Origin of the sequence: Geobacillus sp. C56-T3 (assembly GCF_000092445.1) — a bacterium.
In the GTDB taxonomy this organism is placed as follows: domain Bacteria; phylum Bacillota; class Bacilli; order Bacillales; family Anoxybacillaceae; genus Geobacillus; species Geobacillus thermoleovorans.
Genome location: NC_014206.1, coordinates 1,035,274 through 1,051,023 on the forward strand (window position 1 = coordinate 1,035,274; position 15,750 = coordinate 1,051,023).

The 15,750-nt window shown below is 54.2% G+C and carries 14 protein-coding genes; 12 read left to right on the top strand and 2 right to left on the bottom strand.

Translation table 11 applies throughout. The annotated features are described in order from the left end of the window. Positions 1 to 58: 58 nt before the first annotated feature. Entirely contained in the window at positions 59 to 193 is a 135-nt protein-coding gene (locus GC56T3_RS18395; RefSeq protein WP_011231993.1) for a YqzM family protein, read from the bottom strand. A 284-nt stretch (positions 194 to 477) separates the two neighbouring features. Here GC56T3_RS18395 and holA point away from each other — a divergent pair, with 284 nt between their 5' ends. After that, a complete protein-coding gene (holA, locus tag GC56T3_RS05260) occupies positions 478 to 1,524 on the top strand; it encodes a DNA polymerase III subunit delta (RefSeq protein WP_013144694.1) in 1,047 nt (348 codons plus the stop codon). Between the two features lie 71 nt (positions 1,525 to 1,595). On the opposite strand, the gene rpsT is transcribed toward holA, so the two are convergent. Next, on the bottom strand, positions 1,596 to 1,865 hold the full coding sequence (gene rpsT / locus GC56T3_RS05265) for a 30S ribosomal protein S20 (RefSeq protein WP_011231991.1): 270 nt from the start codon (positions 1,863 to 1,865) through the stop codon (positions 1,596 to 1,598). A 182-nt stretch (positions 1,866 to 2,047) separates the two neighbouring features. Here rpsT and gpr point away from each other — a divergent pair, with 182 nt between their 5' ends. The 11 genes from gpr (at position 2,048) to prmA (ending at position 15,735) form a co-directional block, all read left to right on the top strand. After that, positions 2,048 to 3,166 carry a GPR endopeptidase gene (gene gpr, locus GC56T3_RS05270; RefSeq protein ID WP_011231990.1) on the top strand — a complete coding sequence of 373 codons (1,119 nt, stop codon included), beginning with the start codon at positions 2,048 to 2,050 and terminating at the stop codon, positions 3,164 to 3,166. A gap of 74 nt (positions 3,167 to 3,240) precedes the next feature. Next, entirely contained in the window at positions 3,241 to 4,440 is a 1,200-nt protein-coding gene (gene spoIIP, locus GC56T3_RS05275) for a stage II sporulation protein P (RefSeq protein ID WP_013144695.1), read from the top strand. Positions 4,441 to 4,452: 12 nt separating this feature from the next. After that, positions 4,453 to 4,791 (top strand): YqxA family protein, encoded by a 339-nt coding sequence (locus tag GC56T3_RS05280; RefSeq protein WP_013144696.1) that lies wholly within the window; start codon positions 4,453 to 4,455, stop codon positions 4,789 to 4,791. A gap of 370 nt (positions 4,792 to 5,161) precedes the next feature. Continuing rightward, entirely contained in the window at positions 5,162 to 6,526 is a 1,365-nt protein-coding gene (locus tag GC56T3_RS05290) for an ISLre2 family transposase (protein ID WP_013145704.1), read from the top strand. Positions 6,527 to 6,764: 238 nt separating this feature from the next. Next, the gene (gene lepA / locus GC56T3_RS05295; RefSeq protein ID WP_013144697.1) at positions 6,765 to 8,594 is read left to right on the top strand and encodes a translation elongation factor 4; all 1,830 of its coding nucleotides are present in this window, start codon (positions 6,765 to 6,767) and stop codon (positions 8,592 to 8,594) included. Positions 8,595 to 8,668: 74 nt separating this feature from the next. Further along, on the top strand, positions 8,669 to 9,808 hold the full coding sequence (hemW, locus tag GC56T3_RS05300; RefSeq protein ID WP_013144698.1) for a radical SAM family heme chaperone HemW: 1,140 nt from the start codon (positions 8,669 to 8,671) through the stop codon (positions 9,806 to 9,808). Positions 9,809 to 9,891: 83 nt separating this feature from the next. Next, positions 9,892 to 10,926 (top strand): heat-inducible transcriptional repressor HrcA, encoded by a 1,035-nt coding sequence (gene hrcA / locus GC56T3_RS05305; protein WP_013144699.1) that lies wholly within the window; start codon positions 9,892 to 9,894, stop codon positions 10,924 to 10,926. 98 nt (positions 10,927 to 11,024) lie between these two features. Then, complete coding sequence (gene grpE / locus GC56T3_RS05310) at positions 11,025 to 11,666, top strand: nucleotide exchange factor GrpE (RefSeq protein WP_013144700.1); 642 nt, start codon at positions 11,025 to 11,027, stop codon at positions 11,664 to 11,666. A 23-nt stretch (positions 11,667 to 11,689) separates the two neighbouring features. Further along, the gene (gene dnaK / locus GC56T3_RS05315; protein WP_013144701.1) at positions 11,690 to 13,513 is read left to right on the top strand and encodes a molecular chaperone DnaK; all 1,824 of its coding nucleotides are present in this window, start codon (positions 11,690 to 11,692) and stop codon (positions 13,511 to 13,513) included. A 129-nt stretch (positions 13,514 to 13,642) separates the two neighbouring features. Further along, positions 13,643 to 14,791 carry a molecular chaperone DnaJ gene (dnaJ, locus tag GC56T3_RS05320; protein ID WP_013144702.1) on the top strand — a complete coding sequence of 383 codons (1,149 nt, stop codon included), beginning with the start codon at positions 13,643 to 13,645 and terminating at the stop codon, positions 14,789 to 14,791. A gap of 5 nt (positions 14,792 to 14,796) precedes the next feature. Next, positions 14,797 to 15,735: a 50S ribosomal protein L11 methyltransferase gene (gene prmA / locus GC56T3_RS05325; protein WP_013144703.1), complete on the top strand. Its 939-nt coding sequence runs from the start codon at positions 14,797 to 14,799 to the stop codon at positions 15,733 to 15,735. Positions 15,736 to 15,750: the final 15 nt, after the last annotated feature.

The following is a 15,750-nucleotide window of genomic DNA, read 5'->3' on the forward strand; positions in this document are numbered from 1 at the left end:
AAAAAAACGGAACGTTTCAGCAGAAACAAAAAATAAGGATTGCTTATGTAAGCAATCCTTATCGACCGAAAAATTCGATCAACGTTGCGATGATGAACATGGTAGCGAAAAAGCCGAACGACACGATGAATCCGACGGCGGAATCGACGGCGTCATTTCGTTGGCTTTGCACTTCCTTTTCAAATACGTTCATCGTTTTCCCCCTCCTCGTTCAATCATTTTTAGTATAGACGAAAACGCGTGAAAAATCTACCGCCGCTTGCTTCTTTTCCTTCCTTGACAACAGTTGACACAAATACTTTCAAACAGCCGGGAAAACATAAAAATAACCCGCTGGCCAATAAGGTCCTAGGACTTATAGGCTGGCGTTTATATAAAGGGGAACCGGTTTTTTCGGCAGCCGGTTCCCTTGTAAAATGACGAAAAACGGTGTATCTTTTCTAGCAGAGACGTTTGCTAGGGAATGGAGACGGGAACATGCTGGAACGCGTATGGGGAAACATTGAAAAACGGCGTTTTTCTCCCCTTTATTTATTATACGGCAATGAGCCGTTTTTATTAACGGAAACGTATGAGCGATTGGTGAACGCAGCGCTTGGCCCCGAGGAGCGGGAGTGGAACTTGGCTGTGTACGACTGCGAGGAAACGCCGATCGAGGCGGCGCTTGAGGAGGCCGAGACGGTGCCGTTTTTCGGCGAGCGGCGTGTCATTCTCATCAAGCATCCATATTTTTTTACGTCTGAAAAAGAGAAGGAGATCGAACATGATTTGGCGAAGCTGGAGGCGTACTTGAAGGCGCCGTCGCCGTTTTCGATCGTCGTCTTTTTCGCGCCGTACGAGAAGCTTGATGAGCGAAAAAAAATTACGAAGCTCGCCAAAGAGCAAAGCGAAGTCGTCATCGCCGCCCCGCTCGCCGAAGCGGAGCTGCGTGCCTGGGTGCGGCGCCGCATCGAGAGCCAAGGGGCGCAAGCAAGCGACGAGGCGATTGATGTCTTGTTGCGGCGGGCCGGGACGCAGCTTTCCGCCTTGGCGAATGAAATCGATAAATTGGCCCTGTTTGCCGGATCGGGCGGAACCATCGAGGCGGCGGCGGTTGAGCGGCTTGTCGCCCGCACGCCGGAAGAAAACGTATTTGTGCTTGTCGAGCAAGTGGCGAAGCGCGACATTCCAGCAGCGTTGCAGACGTTTTATGATCTGCTTGAAAACAATGAAGAGCCGATCAAAATTTTGGCGCTGCTCGCCGCCCATTTCCGCTTGCTTTCGCAAGTGAAATGGCTTGCCTCCTTAGGCTACGGACAGGCGCAAATTGCTGCGGCGCTCAAGGTGCACCCGTTCCGCGTCAAGCTCGCTCTTGCTCAAGCGGCCCGCTTCGCTGACGGAGAGCTTGCTGAGGCGATCAACGAGCTCGCTGACGCCGATTACGAAGTGAAAAGCGGGGCGGTCGATCGCCGGTTGGCCGTTGAGCTGCTTCTGATGCGCTGGAGCGCCCGCCCGGCGCAAGCGGGGCGCCACGGCCGGCGGTGAAGCGATCGCCCGGCCGTTTGCCGTGAACAAAAGAAAAACAAAAAAACGACCTGGCGCCAGGTCGTTTTTGATTAGGAAGCTTGGATGCTGTTCAATTTTTTCGCTAAGCGCGATTTTTGCCGGCTGGCGGCGTTTTTATGGATAAGGCCTTTGCTTGCAGCTTTGTCTAATTTTTTCGACGCGATAATGAACGCCTCGCGCGCTTTTTCTACGTCTTTCAATTCAACAAGCGCTTCAAATTTTTTGATCGCCGTACGCATGGCCGATTTCATCGAGGCGTTGTGAGCCCGGCGCTTTTCGCTCGTTTTCGCGCGTTTGATCGCTGATTTGATGTTAGCCACGTTCGTTCACCTCCGTTACCGTTCCTATTTCTGTTGTGAACAACAGGAAGAACAAGTGTTATTCTATCAAACGTGTTTTGAATATGCAAGAGTGTTCAAGCGAAAATCCTTTACGAAACATGAATGACCGGGCCTGATTGCGGCGACAATAAAAGAAAACGGCAGAAATGGGGAGGAACGACATGGAACAGCCGCTCGATTTACGCCAGTACTCGGTGCGCACGGATTTAGCGATCGAAGCGCATGAGATCGCACTCGAGGAGCGCTTGCAGCAAAAACAAGAAAGCGCCGCGCCGATTGAGGGGGTCATCATTCATGACGAGGAGATCAACGGCGTCAAGCTGTCGCATGTGCATGTCACGGAACAAGGAGCGGCCTCGATCGGCAAAAAGCCGGGCCACTACGTGACGATTGAAGCGCAAGGCATCCGCGAACAAAACACCGAGCTGCAGCAAAACGTGCAGCGCATTTTTTCCGAGCAGCTCAGCGCCTTTTTCAAGCGGCTCCGCATCCCTGATCAAGCGAGCTGCTTGATCGTTGGGCTCGGCAACCAAAACGTCACCCCGGACGCGCTCGGGCCGCTCACGGTGGAAAACGTGCTTGTCACCCGTCATTTGTTCCAGCTGCAGCCGGAAAGCGTCGAGGAAGGCTTCCGGCCGGTGAGCGCCCTTGCTCCGGGGGTGATGGGGACGACCGGGATTGAAACGAGCGACATTATCGACGGCGTCGTCCGGAAAACAAAGCCGGATTTTGTCATTGTGATTGACGCCTTGGCTGCCCGCTCGATCGAACGGGTCAACGCGACGATTCAAATTTCTGACACCGGCATCCATCCTGGCTCCGGGGTCGGCAACAAGCGGAAAGAGTTAAGCTATGAAACGCTTGGCATTCCGGTCATTTCGATCGGCGTTCCGACGGTTGTCGATGCGGTCTCCATCACGAGCGACACGATCGATTTCATTTTGAAGCACTTTGGCCGCGAAATGCGCGAAGGGAAACGGCCGTCAAGCGCGCTCGCTCCGGCGGGCTGGACGTTTGGGCGCAAACGAAAATTGACGGAACAAGACATGCCGTCGCCGCAAGAACGGTCGACGTTTCTTGGCATGGTCGGCACGCTTGGCGATGAAGAAAAGCGGCGTCTCATCTATGAAGTGCTCGCCCCGCTCGGGCATAATTTGATGGTGACTCCAAAAGAGATCGATTCGTTTATCGGCGATATGGCCAACTTATTAGCCGGCGGCTTGAATGCGGCGCTGCATCGGCAAGTCGACCAAGGCAATGTCGGCTCCTACACCCATTAGACAAAAAACAGTTCTATCTTTTCCCGCTTGGCCATACGTTAAACTGAGGAGACAAGCCGGGAAAGGGTGGGAATATGAAACGATGGCGCTCCCCAAACGTCATGATCGCGATTCCAGGAGCCAGCATAAAGAAACTGTTGATGCTCATCATCCTTGGCTGCATGATGATGTTTATGCTTGTCGGAGCGCTCACATCGCTACGGCCGGAATACCGTCCGTCGTCATCATCGCTGAACGATATGGCGGCCCATTTTCCGGAAGAGACGTTCATTCGTCTGTTCGCCTTGGAAAATCGATATTTTGCGCAGCTGCTGCCGAAAGATCGGCGGCAGACGAATTACTCATCGCTATTGTTCCGCCTGGCGACGAGCATCAATCCCGATGACCCGCGCAGCCTGCTTGGCAGCGAGCTGCCGGGCTTTGCCCTTTATGACAGCAAAATTCTCATCGCTGGTGAAGGAACGGATTATACGAACATGCCATACGAATCAGCGCCGCCGCTGGAGGCGATGCTTGCGGAACGGCAAGCCTCGGTCGATGAACTCGAACAAGCAAACAAGAACGAAGATGAAAAACCGGTTCCCCCGCCATCACAGACGACCGGAGGGAAAAAAGTAGTCTACATTTACAATACCCATACGCATGAGTCGTTTTTGCCGGCGCTCAAAGGGGTCACTGACCCGGATTTGGCGTTTCACCCGACGGTCAACATCACAAAAGTGGGGGAAAAGTTAGCGGAAGAACTGGAAAAGCGCGGCATCGGGGCTGAAGTGAGCAAAATCGACATTGTCAGCGAATTGTTAAAGAAAGGAATGAAATACTCCCAATCGTATGATATGTCTCGCCAAATAGTGGTCGCAGCGATGAAGCAAAGTCGTGACTTGCACTACTTCATCGATATCCATCGCGATTCGCGGCGGCGGAAATATACGACGGCTACGATCCACGGCGTTGATTATGCGCGTGTCGCATTCATTATTGGCGGAGAAAACGCGACATACGAGAAAAACTTGCAGCTGGCTACCGCGTTGCATCAGTTGCTGCAAAAGAAATATCCAGGGTTGAGCCGCGGGGTGATCGAGAAAAAAGGAGCCGGGACGAACGGCAAGTTTAATCAAGATTTATCGGAAAACGCGATTTTAATTGAAGTCGGCGGTGTTGACAATACGTTTACTGAGTTGTTTCGTTCCGTGTCGGCGCTCGCTGACGTATTCAGCGACTATTATTGGCAGGCGGAAAAAGTCGAAGCGCCGGCTCCGGCGGAGAAAAAGTAAAGGAGCGTCACTATGGCACGATGGTTCATCCGCTTTACTCTAGCGATCTTTCTTCTTTTTTTCGGCGTGTTGTTTGGCATGCAAGAGGCGCATCGCGGCATTGAACGGATGCGCGGTTATGCCGATCCGTCGTTTCCATCCGTCATCGATATGAAAAAAAGGGAAAATGGTGAGGTGGAAGCGGCGGTGTTTGGCCGGCCGGTCGTTGCTGGAGATTTAGGAGAAAAGCAAGAAACGATTCGCGAGCTGAAAACGTTCAACTTGTTCTCTAGGCTCGGCCAACTTTTTGCCGATGCCGTCACCGCGCTCATGGAAATGCTGTTTTCGCTCGTCGGCCGGGTGTTGGACTAGCCCGTTCATGTGCGGACGAAACAGGAACGTGCCGTCACAATGGCGGCTTTTTCTTTTGGACGCCGTCCGCCGGCTGGAGCACAAAGTGCTGCGCTTTCCATATTGTCGATTGTTTTCTTGGCGCGGATCTGGCCGTTTCGCGTCTTTCCGGAAAGCTCGAACGGCGGCTTGGCTTTTCGGTGTGAGTAAAATATTTGTGGGTGACATTCCGAAATGATCCCCGACGAGGGTTGCGAACTTTTGTTCGCGACGCTCGTCGGGGCCACCAAGCGAAGCGCGGTAGAAAAAAGCAAATGTCATGCAAAAAGGACTCTCTCCCTGCTATGATGGTGATTGTCAACATCAACCGAAAACAGGAGGGAGAGAGTCCATGAAACATCTTACCACAGAATGGCCTTTATTAAAAGAGCTGGAGGAACAATTAGTCAGAACTCTTCAAAAGGTGTTCGCTGTCTTGTTGGCGGCCCTTTTGGAGGAGATTGATCAACAACTGGCGGAAGCGCGGGACAAGCGCCGGTATCAGCTGAAAGACAAACGGCCGACTACGATCCAAACGCTGTTTGGAGAAGTGACGTTTCGACGGAACTACTACTATGACCGGCAAACGGGGAACTATACCTTCTTGCTGGATGCCGAATTAGGCTTTGATGGGGCCCGATCGATCAGTCCTTGCCTCGAGGAAACGGCGGTCGAGTTGGCCGTAGAGTGCTCTTCCTACCGCAAAGCGGCTCGCACACTCGAGTCGATCGTAGGGTATGCGGTCATGAGCCACGAGGCGATTCGCCAACTGGTGCTGGAGGCCCCTGTCTCGCTGCACCACCCTGTTTCCAAACGGCACGGCCGAGTGCTGTTTGTGGAGGCGGATGGGCTGTTCATTTCCCGCCAGGGGAAAGGGAAACGGGCGAAAGAAGAGAAAATCCTGGCGATTCACGAGGGATGGAAACGAAACGGTTCGCAGCTTGAGCTGGTAAACCGGCGCCACTACCTCCATGAAGGGGCGGGAGACGTGTGGGAACGGTTTGAAGAGTGGCTGATGAACGAATATGCCTATGATCCGTGCCGGGACCTTTTGATCATCAACGGCGACGCGGCGTCGTGGATCACGGCCTGCCGGGAGTATTTTGGGAAGCGGGCGTGCTTTCAGCTGGATCGATTTCATGTGGCGCGGGAGCTGCGTCAGTGTCTGTCCGGCCATCCGCGTTGGCGGGAGGTGCGGAAGAAGCTGGCGAAACAAGACGAAGAGGGGCTTCTGGTGGAGCTGAACAGCGCGGTCGGCACGTTGGAGGACGAAGCGAAAGAGAAGCAGATGGCTGCCATGATCCGCCGGATCGAGTCGATGCCGGGATGCATCCGGGACTATCGGGAGTGGCTGTCGGAGCAAGGGGTGGAGACGACCGGCATGCGTCCGATGGGCCACGCCGAGAGCGTGATGAGCCGGTTTGCGCATCGGGTGAAATCCCGCCGCAGCTGGAAAGACCAAGGGCTTCGGGCGTTTCTGAGGGCGATGGCGGCCCGAATCGACGGGATCGGGTGGAGAAAGGGACGGTGGGAGGAGCAAGAGCCCCAGTCGGCCGTCTCGGCCTCAACAAAGTCCAAGCGGATCGAACAGGCCAAACGGAAGGCCGGACGGTTATGGGCAGATGTGGTGCGTCAGAATCTACCGTGTCTGCAGCGGTCATCCGGGACGCCGATCCATCAAGCGTTGTCGGCGCTCCGGGATGGTGGTTGGGTGTAAAAAAATGGAATATCGTATCATCGCCTCAAGATGAGGGATGAGAGTCCGAAAGCGCTTACGATATTAATTCCTGAAAATGGTTCGCTAACTAGTGATTGACAACGCCCGTAGTGAACCGAAAAAATGTTCTCCACAAAGTCTTGACTGACTCGGCTTTTCGTTCATCATTGAATCTTCTTCGCGCTGTTGCTATAATCAAAGCTAGTGTAGTTTTGCGAAGAAGCAGGAGTGAGAGACGATGAACCGGGAAGAACGGTTGAAACGACAGGAACGGATCCGCAATTTTTCGATTATTGCCCACATTGACCACGGAAAATCGACGCTGGCGGACCGCATTTTGGAAAAAACGGGGGCGCTGTCGGAGCGCGAATTGCGCGAGCAGACGCTCGATACGATGGAGCTTGAGCGCGAGCGCGGCATCACGATTAAATTGAATGCGGTCCAGTTGACATATAAAGCGAAAAATGGCGAAGAGTACATTTTCCATTTGATCGACACGCCGGGTCATGTCGACTTTACGTACGAAGTGTCGCGCAGTTTGGCTGCCTGCGAAGGGGCGATTTTGGTCGTCGATGCGGCGCAAGGCATTGAAGCGCAGACGCTCGCCAACGTGTATTTGGCGATCGACAATAATTTGGAAATTTTGTCGGTCATTAACAAAATCGATTTGCCAAGCGCCGAACCGGAGCGTGTGCGTCAAGAAATTGAGGATGTCATCGGCTTGGACGCCTCTGACGCGGTGCTTGCTTCGGCCAAAGTCGGCATCGGCATCGAAGAAATTTTGGAAAAAATCGTCGAAAAAATTCCGGCTCCCTCGGGTGATCCGGATGCGCCGCTGAAAGCGCTCATTTTTGATTCCCTTTATGACCCGTACCGCGGCGTTGTCGCCTATGTCCGCGTCGTCGACGGAACGGTGAAGCCAGGGCAGCGCATTAAAATGATGTCGACCGGCAAAGAGTTTGAAGTGACGGAAGTCGGCGTGTTCACGCCGAAGCAAAAAGTCGTCGACGAATTGACGGTCGGTGATGTCGGCTATTTGACCGCCTCGATTAAAAACGTGAAAGATACGCGCGTCGGCGATACGATCACCGATGCCGAACGGCCGGCAGCTGAACCGCTCCCGGGCTATCGGAAGCTCAATCCGATGGTGTTTTGCGGGATGTATCCGATCGATACGGCGCGCTACAACGATTTGCGCGAGGCGCTCGAGAAGCTGCAATTGAACGATGCGGCGCTCCACTTTGAGCCGGAAACGTCGCAGGCGCTTGGGTTCGGCTTCCGCTGTGGATTTCTCGGCTTGCTTCATATGGAAATCATCCAAGAGCGGCTCGAGCGCGAATTTCATATCGATTTGATCACGACCGCGCCGAGCGTCGTTTACAAGGTGCATTTGACCGACGGAACGGAAGTTGACGTCGACAACCCGACGAACATGCCCGACCCGCAAAAAATCGACCGCATTGAAGAGCCGTATGTGAAAGCGACAATCATGGTGCCAAACGACTATGTCGGGCCGGTGATGGAGCTGTGTCAAGGAAAGCGCGGCACGTTTGTCGATATGCAATATTTGGATGAAAAGCGCGTCATGCTCATTTACGATATTCCGCTCTCCGAGATCGTCTACGACTTTTTCGACGCTTTAAAGTCGAACACAAAAGGGTACGCGTCATTCGACTACGAATTGATCGGCTACCGGCCGTCCAATCTCGTCAAGATGGATATTTTGCTAAACGGCGAAAAAATCGATGCCTTATCGTTTATCGTTCATCGCGACTCTGCGTACGAGCGCGGCAAAGCGATCGTTGAAAAGCTGAAAGATTTGATTCCACGCCAGCAATTTGAAGTGCCGGTGCAGGCGGCGATCGGCAACAAGGTCATCGCCCGTTCGACAATCAAAGCGTTGCGCAAAAACGTGCTCGCAAAATGTTACGGCGGCGACGTGTCGCGGAAGCGGAAGCTGCTTGAGAAGCAAAAAGAAGGAAAGAAGCGGATGAAACAAATCGGGTCGGTCGAAGTGCCGCAAGAAGCGTTTATGGCCGTCTTGAAAATCGACGACCAGAAAAAATAACGAGCAAGGCTGTCTCCGTTGGGGATAGCCTTGTTTGTTTCCTGCGGCGCCGCCGGCTGAAAGGAGGAGGACCGATGGCCGTTTCAGCGTATTTTCATATTCCCTTTTGCGCCCATATTTGCCATTATTGCGATTTTAACAAAGTATTCGCCGCCGGCCAGCCGATTGACGACTATTTGCGGGCGATGGACAAAGAAATGGCGTGGACGGCGGCGGAATTTGGCAGCCAACTCAAGACGCTGTTTATCGGCGGCGGCACGCCGACGGTGCTTGAGCCGGCGCAGCTCGGCTGTTTGCTTGCGAGCATCCACCGCCATTTTCAGTTTGACCCACAAACGGCCGAATTTACCGTCGAAGCCAACCCGGACGGCTTGACGAAAGAAAAGCTCGCTATTTTGCGCGATGCCGGAGTGAATCGGCTGAGCCTGGGGGTGCAGACATTTGACGATCAGCTTCTGCAAACGATCGGCCGCACGCACCGGCGAGGCGACGTCATACGGGCTGTAGCGTTGGCCAGAGAAGTCGGGTTTCAGAACATCAGCATTGATGTCATGTACGGTTTGCCGGGGCAGACGCTTGAGCAGTTTACGGCCGATTTAGAAGCGGCGTTTTCGCTTCATGTGCCGCATCTTTCTGCTTATTCCCTCATTTTGGAGCCAAGGACGATTTTTTATAACGAATGGCGGAAAGGGCGGCTCCGTCTACCGGGCGAAGAGATGGAAGCCGAGATGTACGAAGCGGCGATGGAGCAGATGGCTGCCGCTGGCTATCGGCAATACGAAATCAGCAACTATGCTTTGCCGGGATTTGAAAGCCGGCACAACTTGACGTACTGGAACAATGAGGAGTACTACGGCATCGGCGCTGGGGCGCACAGCTATATCGACGGGGTGCGGCGGGCGAATATCGGTCCCATCCGGCATTACATCAGCGCGATCGAACGCGGCCAATGGCCGCACCGCGACGTGCGCCGCTTGACCACTCGCGAGCAGATGGAAGAGGAAATGTTTTTAGGGCTGCGCAAAACGGAAGGGGTGTCCAAAGCCTGCTTTCGGCAAAAGTTCGGCCGCGACCTCCACGACATATTTGGCGCGGCGATCCGCCGGGAAATCGAAAACGGACGCCTCGAGGAAACGGAGACTCACATCCGCTTGACAAAACGGGGCAAGCTGCTCGGCAATGAAGTGTTTGCCGCGTTCCTCGGCGAAATGTAAACATTGACATTTGCCGGGCGATTTGCTACCCTAGTAGTAGATTTAGCACTCGAATTGTTCGAGTGCTAACAGAGGTGAGACACGTGCTAACGGACCGCCAACTGCTGATTTTGCAGGTGATTATCGACGATTTCATTCGTTCTGGGCAGCCGGTCGGTTCGCGGACGTTATCGAAAAAGCATCAAATCGCGTTTAGCTCGGCGACGATCCGCAATGAGATGGCGGATTTGGAGGAGCTCGGCTATATTGAAAAAACGCACATTTCTTCCGGCCGTGTGCCGTCGGAAAAAGGGTACCGCTACTACGTCGACCATTTGCTGCCGCCGCAGCGGCTGACAAGGGCGGACATTCAAAAAATCCGCTCCGTGTTTGCTGAGCGCATCTATGAGCTGGAAAAACTGATGCAAAAGTCGGCGCAAATTTTATCCGAGCTGACGAACTATACATCCATCGCGCTCGGGCCGACGTTTAAAGAAAGCAAACTGAAGCGGATGCAAATCGTTCCGCTCAACGAACAGACAGCCGTCGCCATCGTCGTGACGGACACCGGCCATGTTGAAAACCGGGTCGTGACGATTCCGTCATCGATGGACGCAGGCGACCTCGAAAAAATGGTCAACATTTTCAACGAGCGGCTCGCCGGCGTTCCGCTCATTGATTTGAAAGAAAAAATGGAGACGGAAGTGGCCGACGTATTGCGCCGGCACATCCGCAACTACGACAGCGTGCTCAATACGCTCATTGAGACGCTCGATGCCCCTGAAGAAGAAAAAGTGTTTTTCGCCGGCAAGGCGAATATGCTCAACCAGCCGGAGTTCAGCGACATCCAAAAAGTGCGCCCGCTTCTGGACATCATTGAGCAGGAAAAAGACATTTATCGCCTGCTCCGCAAGCAAACCCAAAAAGGAGTGCGGGTTTCGATCGGGCATGAAAACGAACTGCGCGGCATGGAAAACTGCAGCTTGATTACAGCGACGTATTCGGTCGGCGATGAGCCGCTCGGGGCGATCGCGATTCTTGGTCCAACGCGCATGGAATACTCGCGCGTCATCACTGTCTTAAACCGTGTCGCTTCCGATTTGTCGGCCGCGCTCGCGAAATGGTATCAAAGTCAATAAGAATGGCCATATTGGATAACGGATGGATCGCGCATCCATCCTTTCCTTGTGGCCATTGATACATAAAAGGGAAGAGCCCCGGCAGGGAGGTGAAAGCGATGGAGCAAGGAGAAAAACAAGTGATAGAACAAGCTACATACGATGAGCCGGAGCGGGAGCAACCGATCGAGGAAGAAGCCGCCCCGCAGCCCGAGGGGGAATCAGGCGGCGTTCCGCTTGAAGAGGCCGGTGGGGAGGAAGCGGCGGAGCCGGCGGAAAAAGCGCCAACGGCCGAGGAGTTGGCGGCGGCCAAGGCGCAGATCGCCGAATTGGAAGCGAAGCTTTCAGAGATGGAACACCGGTATCTCCGCCTGTACGCCGATTTTGAAAACTTCCGCCGCCGGACGCGCCAGGAGATGGAAGCGGCTGAAAAATACCGCGCCCAAAGCTTGGCGAGCGATTTGCTTCCGGTGCTTGACAACTTTGAACGCGCGTTGAAAATAGAGACGGACAACGAACAGGCGAAATCGATTTTGCAAGGGATGGAAATGGTGTACCGGTCGCTTGTTGACGCCTTGAAGAAAGAAGGCGTCGAGGCGATCGAGGCGGTCGGAAAGCCGTTTGACCCTTATTTGCACCAAGCCGTCATGCAGGCGGAAGCGGAAGGCTATGAGCCGAACACGGTTGTTGAGGAGCTGCAAAAAGGTTATAAGCTGAAAGACCGCGTGCTGCGGCCCGCCATGGTCAAAGTAAGCCAATAAACGGAAACGGAGGGTGATCAGTGATGAGCAAAATTATCGGCATCGACTTAGGAACGACGAACTCTTGCGTCGCCGTGTTAGAAGGCGGCGAAGTGAAAGTCATTCCGAATCCGGAAGGAAACCGCACGACCCCGTCGGTCGTCGCGTTTAAAAACGGCGAACGCCTAGTCGGCGAAGTCGCCAAACGGCAAGCGATCACGAACCCGAACACGATCATCTCGATCAAGCGCCATATGGGAACGGATTACAAAGTCGAAATCGAAGGGAAGCAATATACGCCGCAAGAAATTTCGGCGATCATTTTGCAATACTTGAAGTCGTACGCCGAAGACTATTTGGGCGAGCCGGTGACGCGTGCGGTCATCACGGTGCCGGCGTATTTCAACGACGCCCAGCGCCAAGCGACGAAAGACGCCGGCCGCATCGCCGGCCTCGAAGTCGAGCGCATCATCAACGAGCCGACGGCCGCGGCGCTTGCTTACGGCCTTGATAAAGAAGAAGACCAAACGATTCTCGTCTATGACTTAGGCGGCGGGACGTTTGACGTCTCGATTTTGGAGCTTGGCGACGGCGTGTTTGAAGTGAAGGCGACGGCCGGCGACAACCATTTGGGCGGCGACGACTTCGACCAAGTGATCATCGATTATTTGGTCAATCAGTTCAAGCAAGAGCACGGCATCGATTTGTCGAAAGACAAAATGGCGCTCCAACGCTTGAAAGATGCGGCGGAAAAAGCGAAAAAAGAGCTGTCCGGCGTCACGCAGACACAAATTTCGCTTCCGTTTATCAGCGCCAATGAAAACGGTCCGCTCCATTTGGAAATGACGTTGACAAGAGCGAAATTTGAAGAGTTGTCCGCCCACCTCGTCGAGCGGACGATGGGTCCGGTCCGCCAGGCGCTTCAAGACGCCGGCTTGACGCCAGCCGATATTGATAAAGTCATTTTGGTCGGCGGTTCGACGCGCATTCCAGCTGTCCAAGAAGCGATCAAGCGCGAGCTTGGCAAAGAGCCGCACAAAGGCGTCAACCCGGACGAAGTCGTTGCCATCGGTGCGGCGATCCAGGGCGGGGTGATCGCCGGCGAAGTGAAAGATGTCGTCCTGCTTGACGTGACCCCGCTTTCGCTTGGCATTGAAACGATGGGCGGCGTATTTACGAAACTGATCGAACGGAACACGACGATCCCGACAAGCAAATCGCAAGTGTTCACAACGGCGGCTGACAATCAAACGACGGTCGACATTCACGTTTTGCAAGGAGAGCGCCCGATGGCGGCGGACAACAAATCGCTCGGCCGCTTTCAGCTGACCGGCATTCCGCCGGCGCCGCGCGGCGTGCCGCAAATTGAAGTGACGTTTGATATTGACGCCAACGGCATCGTTCACGTGCGCGCCAAAGATTTAGGAACGAACAAAGAGCAGTCGATTACGATCAAATCGTCGTCCGGCCTGTCGGAAGAAGAAATTCAGCGCATGATTAAAGAAGCGGAAGAAAACGCCGAAGCCGACCGGAAGCGGAAAGAAGCCGCCGAGTTGCGCAACGAAGCCGACCAGCTCATTTTCATGACCGACAAAACGATCAAAGAAGTCGAAGGAAAAGTGAGCGCCGATGAGATCAAGAAGGCGCAGGATGCGAAAGAGGCGTTGAAAGCGGCGCTCGAGAAAAACGACATCGACGACATCCGCAAGAAAAAAGACGCGCTGCAAGAAGCGGTGCAGCAGCTGTCGATCAAGCTGTATGAACAAGCGGCGAAACAGGCGCAAAGTGCAGGATCGCAAGGCGGCGCTGCCAATCATAAAGACAACGTGGTGGACGCCGAGTTTGAAGAAGTGAACGACGATAAATAATGCAACCGAAAGTCAAAGTCAGGCCTGCCTTGGCTTTGACTTTTTTTCTAGCATTGACATATTGCCTTGCCGCAGAGGGAAATGATAAAATTAAATTTATGTGAGTGAATCGGGAGTGGATGATCAACGATGGCGAAGCGCGATTATTACGAGATTCTCGGCGTCAGCAAAAACGCGACGAAAGACGAGATCAAAAAAGCGTATCGAAAGCTTTCGAAGCAGTATCATCCAGATGTGAACAAAGCCCCGGACGCCGCGGAGAAGTTTAAGGAAATTAAAGAGGCGTACGAAGTGTTAAGCGATGATGAAAAGCGGGCCCGCTACGACCGCTTCGGCCATGCCGACCCGAACGAAACGTTTGGCGGCGGCGGATTCCAAGGCGGAGGGTTTGATTTCGGCGGCTTTAGCGGCTTTGGCGGTTTTGAAGATATTTTTGAAACGTTTTTCGGCGCCGGTCCGCGCAGGCGGGCGAGCGGTCCGCGCAAAGGCGCGGATGTCGAGTATATGATGACGCTTACGTTTGAAGAAGCGGCGTTCGGAAAAGAAACGGAAATTGAAATTCCGCGGGAAGAGACGTGCGACACGTGCCAGGGCAGCGGAGCGAAACCGGGCACAAGCCCGACGTCTTGTCCGCATTGCCACGGCAGCGGGCAAGTGACAAGCGAACAAGCGACGCCATTTGGCCGCATCGTCAACCGCCGGACATGTCCCGTCTGCGGCGGCACGGGCCGGTACATTCCGGAGAAATGCCCAACGTGCGGCGGCACGGGACGCGTCAAACGGCGGAAAAAAATTCACGTCAAAATTCCAGCCGGCGTCGACGACGGCCAGCAGCTGCGCGTCGCCGGCCAAGGGGAGCCAGGGGTCAATGGCGGGCCGCCGGGCGATTTGTACATCATCTTCCGAGTCGAACCACATGAGTTTTTCAAACGCGACGGCGACGATATTTATTGCGAAGTGCCGTTGTCGTTCGCCCAGGCGGCGCTCGGCGATGAGATCGAAGTGCCGACGCTCCATGGCTATGTGAAGCTGAAAATCCCGGCCGGCACGCAAACGGGCACGCGCTTCCGCTTGAAGGGAAAAGGGGTGCCGAACGTGCGCGGCTACGGCCAAGGCGATCAGCACGTCATTGTCCGCGTTGTGACGCCGACGAAGCTGACCGAAAAGCAAAAGCAGCTGTTGCGCGAGTTTGATCGGCTCGGCGGAGACACGATGCACGACGGGCCGCACGGCCGTTTTTTTGAGAAAGTCAAAAAGGCGTTTAAAGGAGAAGCGTAAGCGCGATGAAATGGTCAGAAATCAGCATTCATACGACGCATGAGGCGGTCGAGGCGATTTCGAACATTTTGCATGAAGCGGGCGCCGGCGGCGTCGTCATCGAAGACCCATACGATTTGGTCAAAGAACGGGACGACTGGTACGGCGAGATCGTCGAGCTCAACCCGGACGACTATCCGGAAGAAGGGGTGATCATTAAGGCATATTTGCCGGTCAACAGTTTTCTTGGCGAAACGGTCGAACAAATTAAGCAGGCGATTAACAATTTATGGCTGTATGATATCGACCTTGGCAAAAATAAAATTACATTGAGCGAAGTAAACGAAGAGGAATGGGCAACGGCGTGGAAAAAGCATTATCACCCGGTGAAAGTGTCCGAAAAGTTTACGATCGTGCCGACGTGGGAAACGTACGAGCCGGCGTCTAGTGATGAGCTGATCATTGAAATGGATCCGGGCATGGCGTTTGGGACCGGCACGCACCCGACAACGGTCATGTGTCTGCAGGCGCTCGAAAAGTACGTGCGCCCCGGCGATCATGTCATTGACGTCGGCACCGGCTCCGGCATTTTAAGCATCGCTGCGGCGATGCTTGGCGCTCGGTCGGTGCGGGCGCTCGATTTGGACCCGGTGGCGGTCGACAGCGCGCGGCTGAACGTGAAGCTCAATAAGGTGCAGCATATCGTAACGGTCTCACAAAACAATTTGCTCGACCATATCGAGGAACCGGCTGATGTGATCGTCGCCAATATTTTAGCGGAAATCATTTTGCGCTTTACTGGTGACGCCTACCGGTTGTTAAAGCCAGGCGGCCGCTTCATCACGTCTGGCATCATTCAGGCGAAAAAGCAGGACGTCAAAGACGGGTTGCTTGCCGCCGGCTTTGCCATTGAGGAAATCAACGTGATGGAAGACTGGGTGGCGGTTGTCGCCATGAAACCGTAAGCAAAGAAGGGATGG

Coding starts and splice junctions, on each gene's coding strand:
- spoIIP (WP_013144695.1), top strand. CDS start 3,241: ATGAAACGATGGCGCTCCCCAAACGTCATGATCGCGATTCCAGGAGCC.
- GC56T3_RS18395 (WP_011231993.1), bottom strand. CDS start 193: ATGAACGTATTTGAAAAGGAAGTGCAAAGCCAACGAAATGACGCCGTC.
- prmA (WP_013144703.1), top strand. CDS start 14,797: ATGAAATGGTCAGAAATCAGCATTCATACGACGCATGAGGCGGTCGAG.
- gpr (WP_011231990.1), top strand. CDS start 2,048: ATGGAACAGCCGCTCGATTTACGCCAGTACTCGGTGCGCACGGATTTA.
- dnaK (WP_013144701.1), top strand. CDS start 11,690: ATGAGCAAAATTATCGGCATCGACTTAGGAACGACGAACTCTTGCGTC.
- GC56T3_RS05280 (WP_013144696.1), top strand. CDS start 4,453: ATGGCACGATGGTTCATCCGCTTTACTCTAGCGATCTTTCTTCTTTTT.
- grpE (WP_013144700.1), top strand. CDS start 11,025: ATGGAGCAAGGAGAAAAACAAGTGATAGAACAAGCTACATACGATGAG.
- lepA (WP_013144697.1), top strand. CDS start 6,765: ATGAACCGGGAAGAACGGTTGAAACGACAGGAACGGATCCGCAATTTT.
- GC56T3_RS05290 (WP_013145704.1), top strand. CDS start 5,162: ATGAAACATCTTACCACAGAATGGCCTTTATTAAAAGAGCTGGAGGAA.
- hemW (WP_013144698.1), top strand. CDS start 8,669: ATGGCCGTTTCAGCGTATTTTCATATTCCCTTTTGCGCCCATATTTGC.
- holA (WP_013144694.1), top strand. CDS start 478: ATGCTGGAACGCGTATGGGGAAACATTGAAAAACGGCGTTTTTCTCCC.
- dnaJ (WP_013144702.1), top strand. CDS start 13,643: ATGGCGAAGCGCGATTATTACGAGATTCTCGGCGTCAGCAAAAACGCG.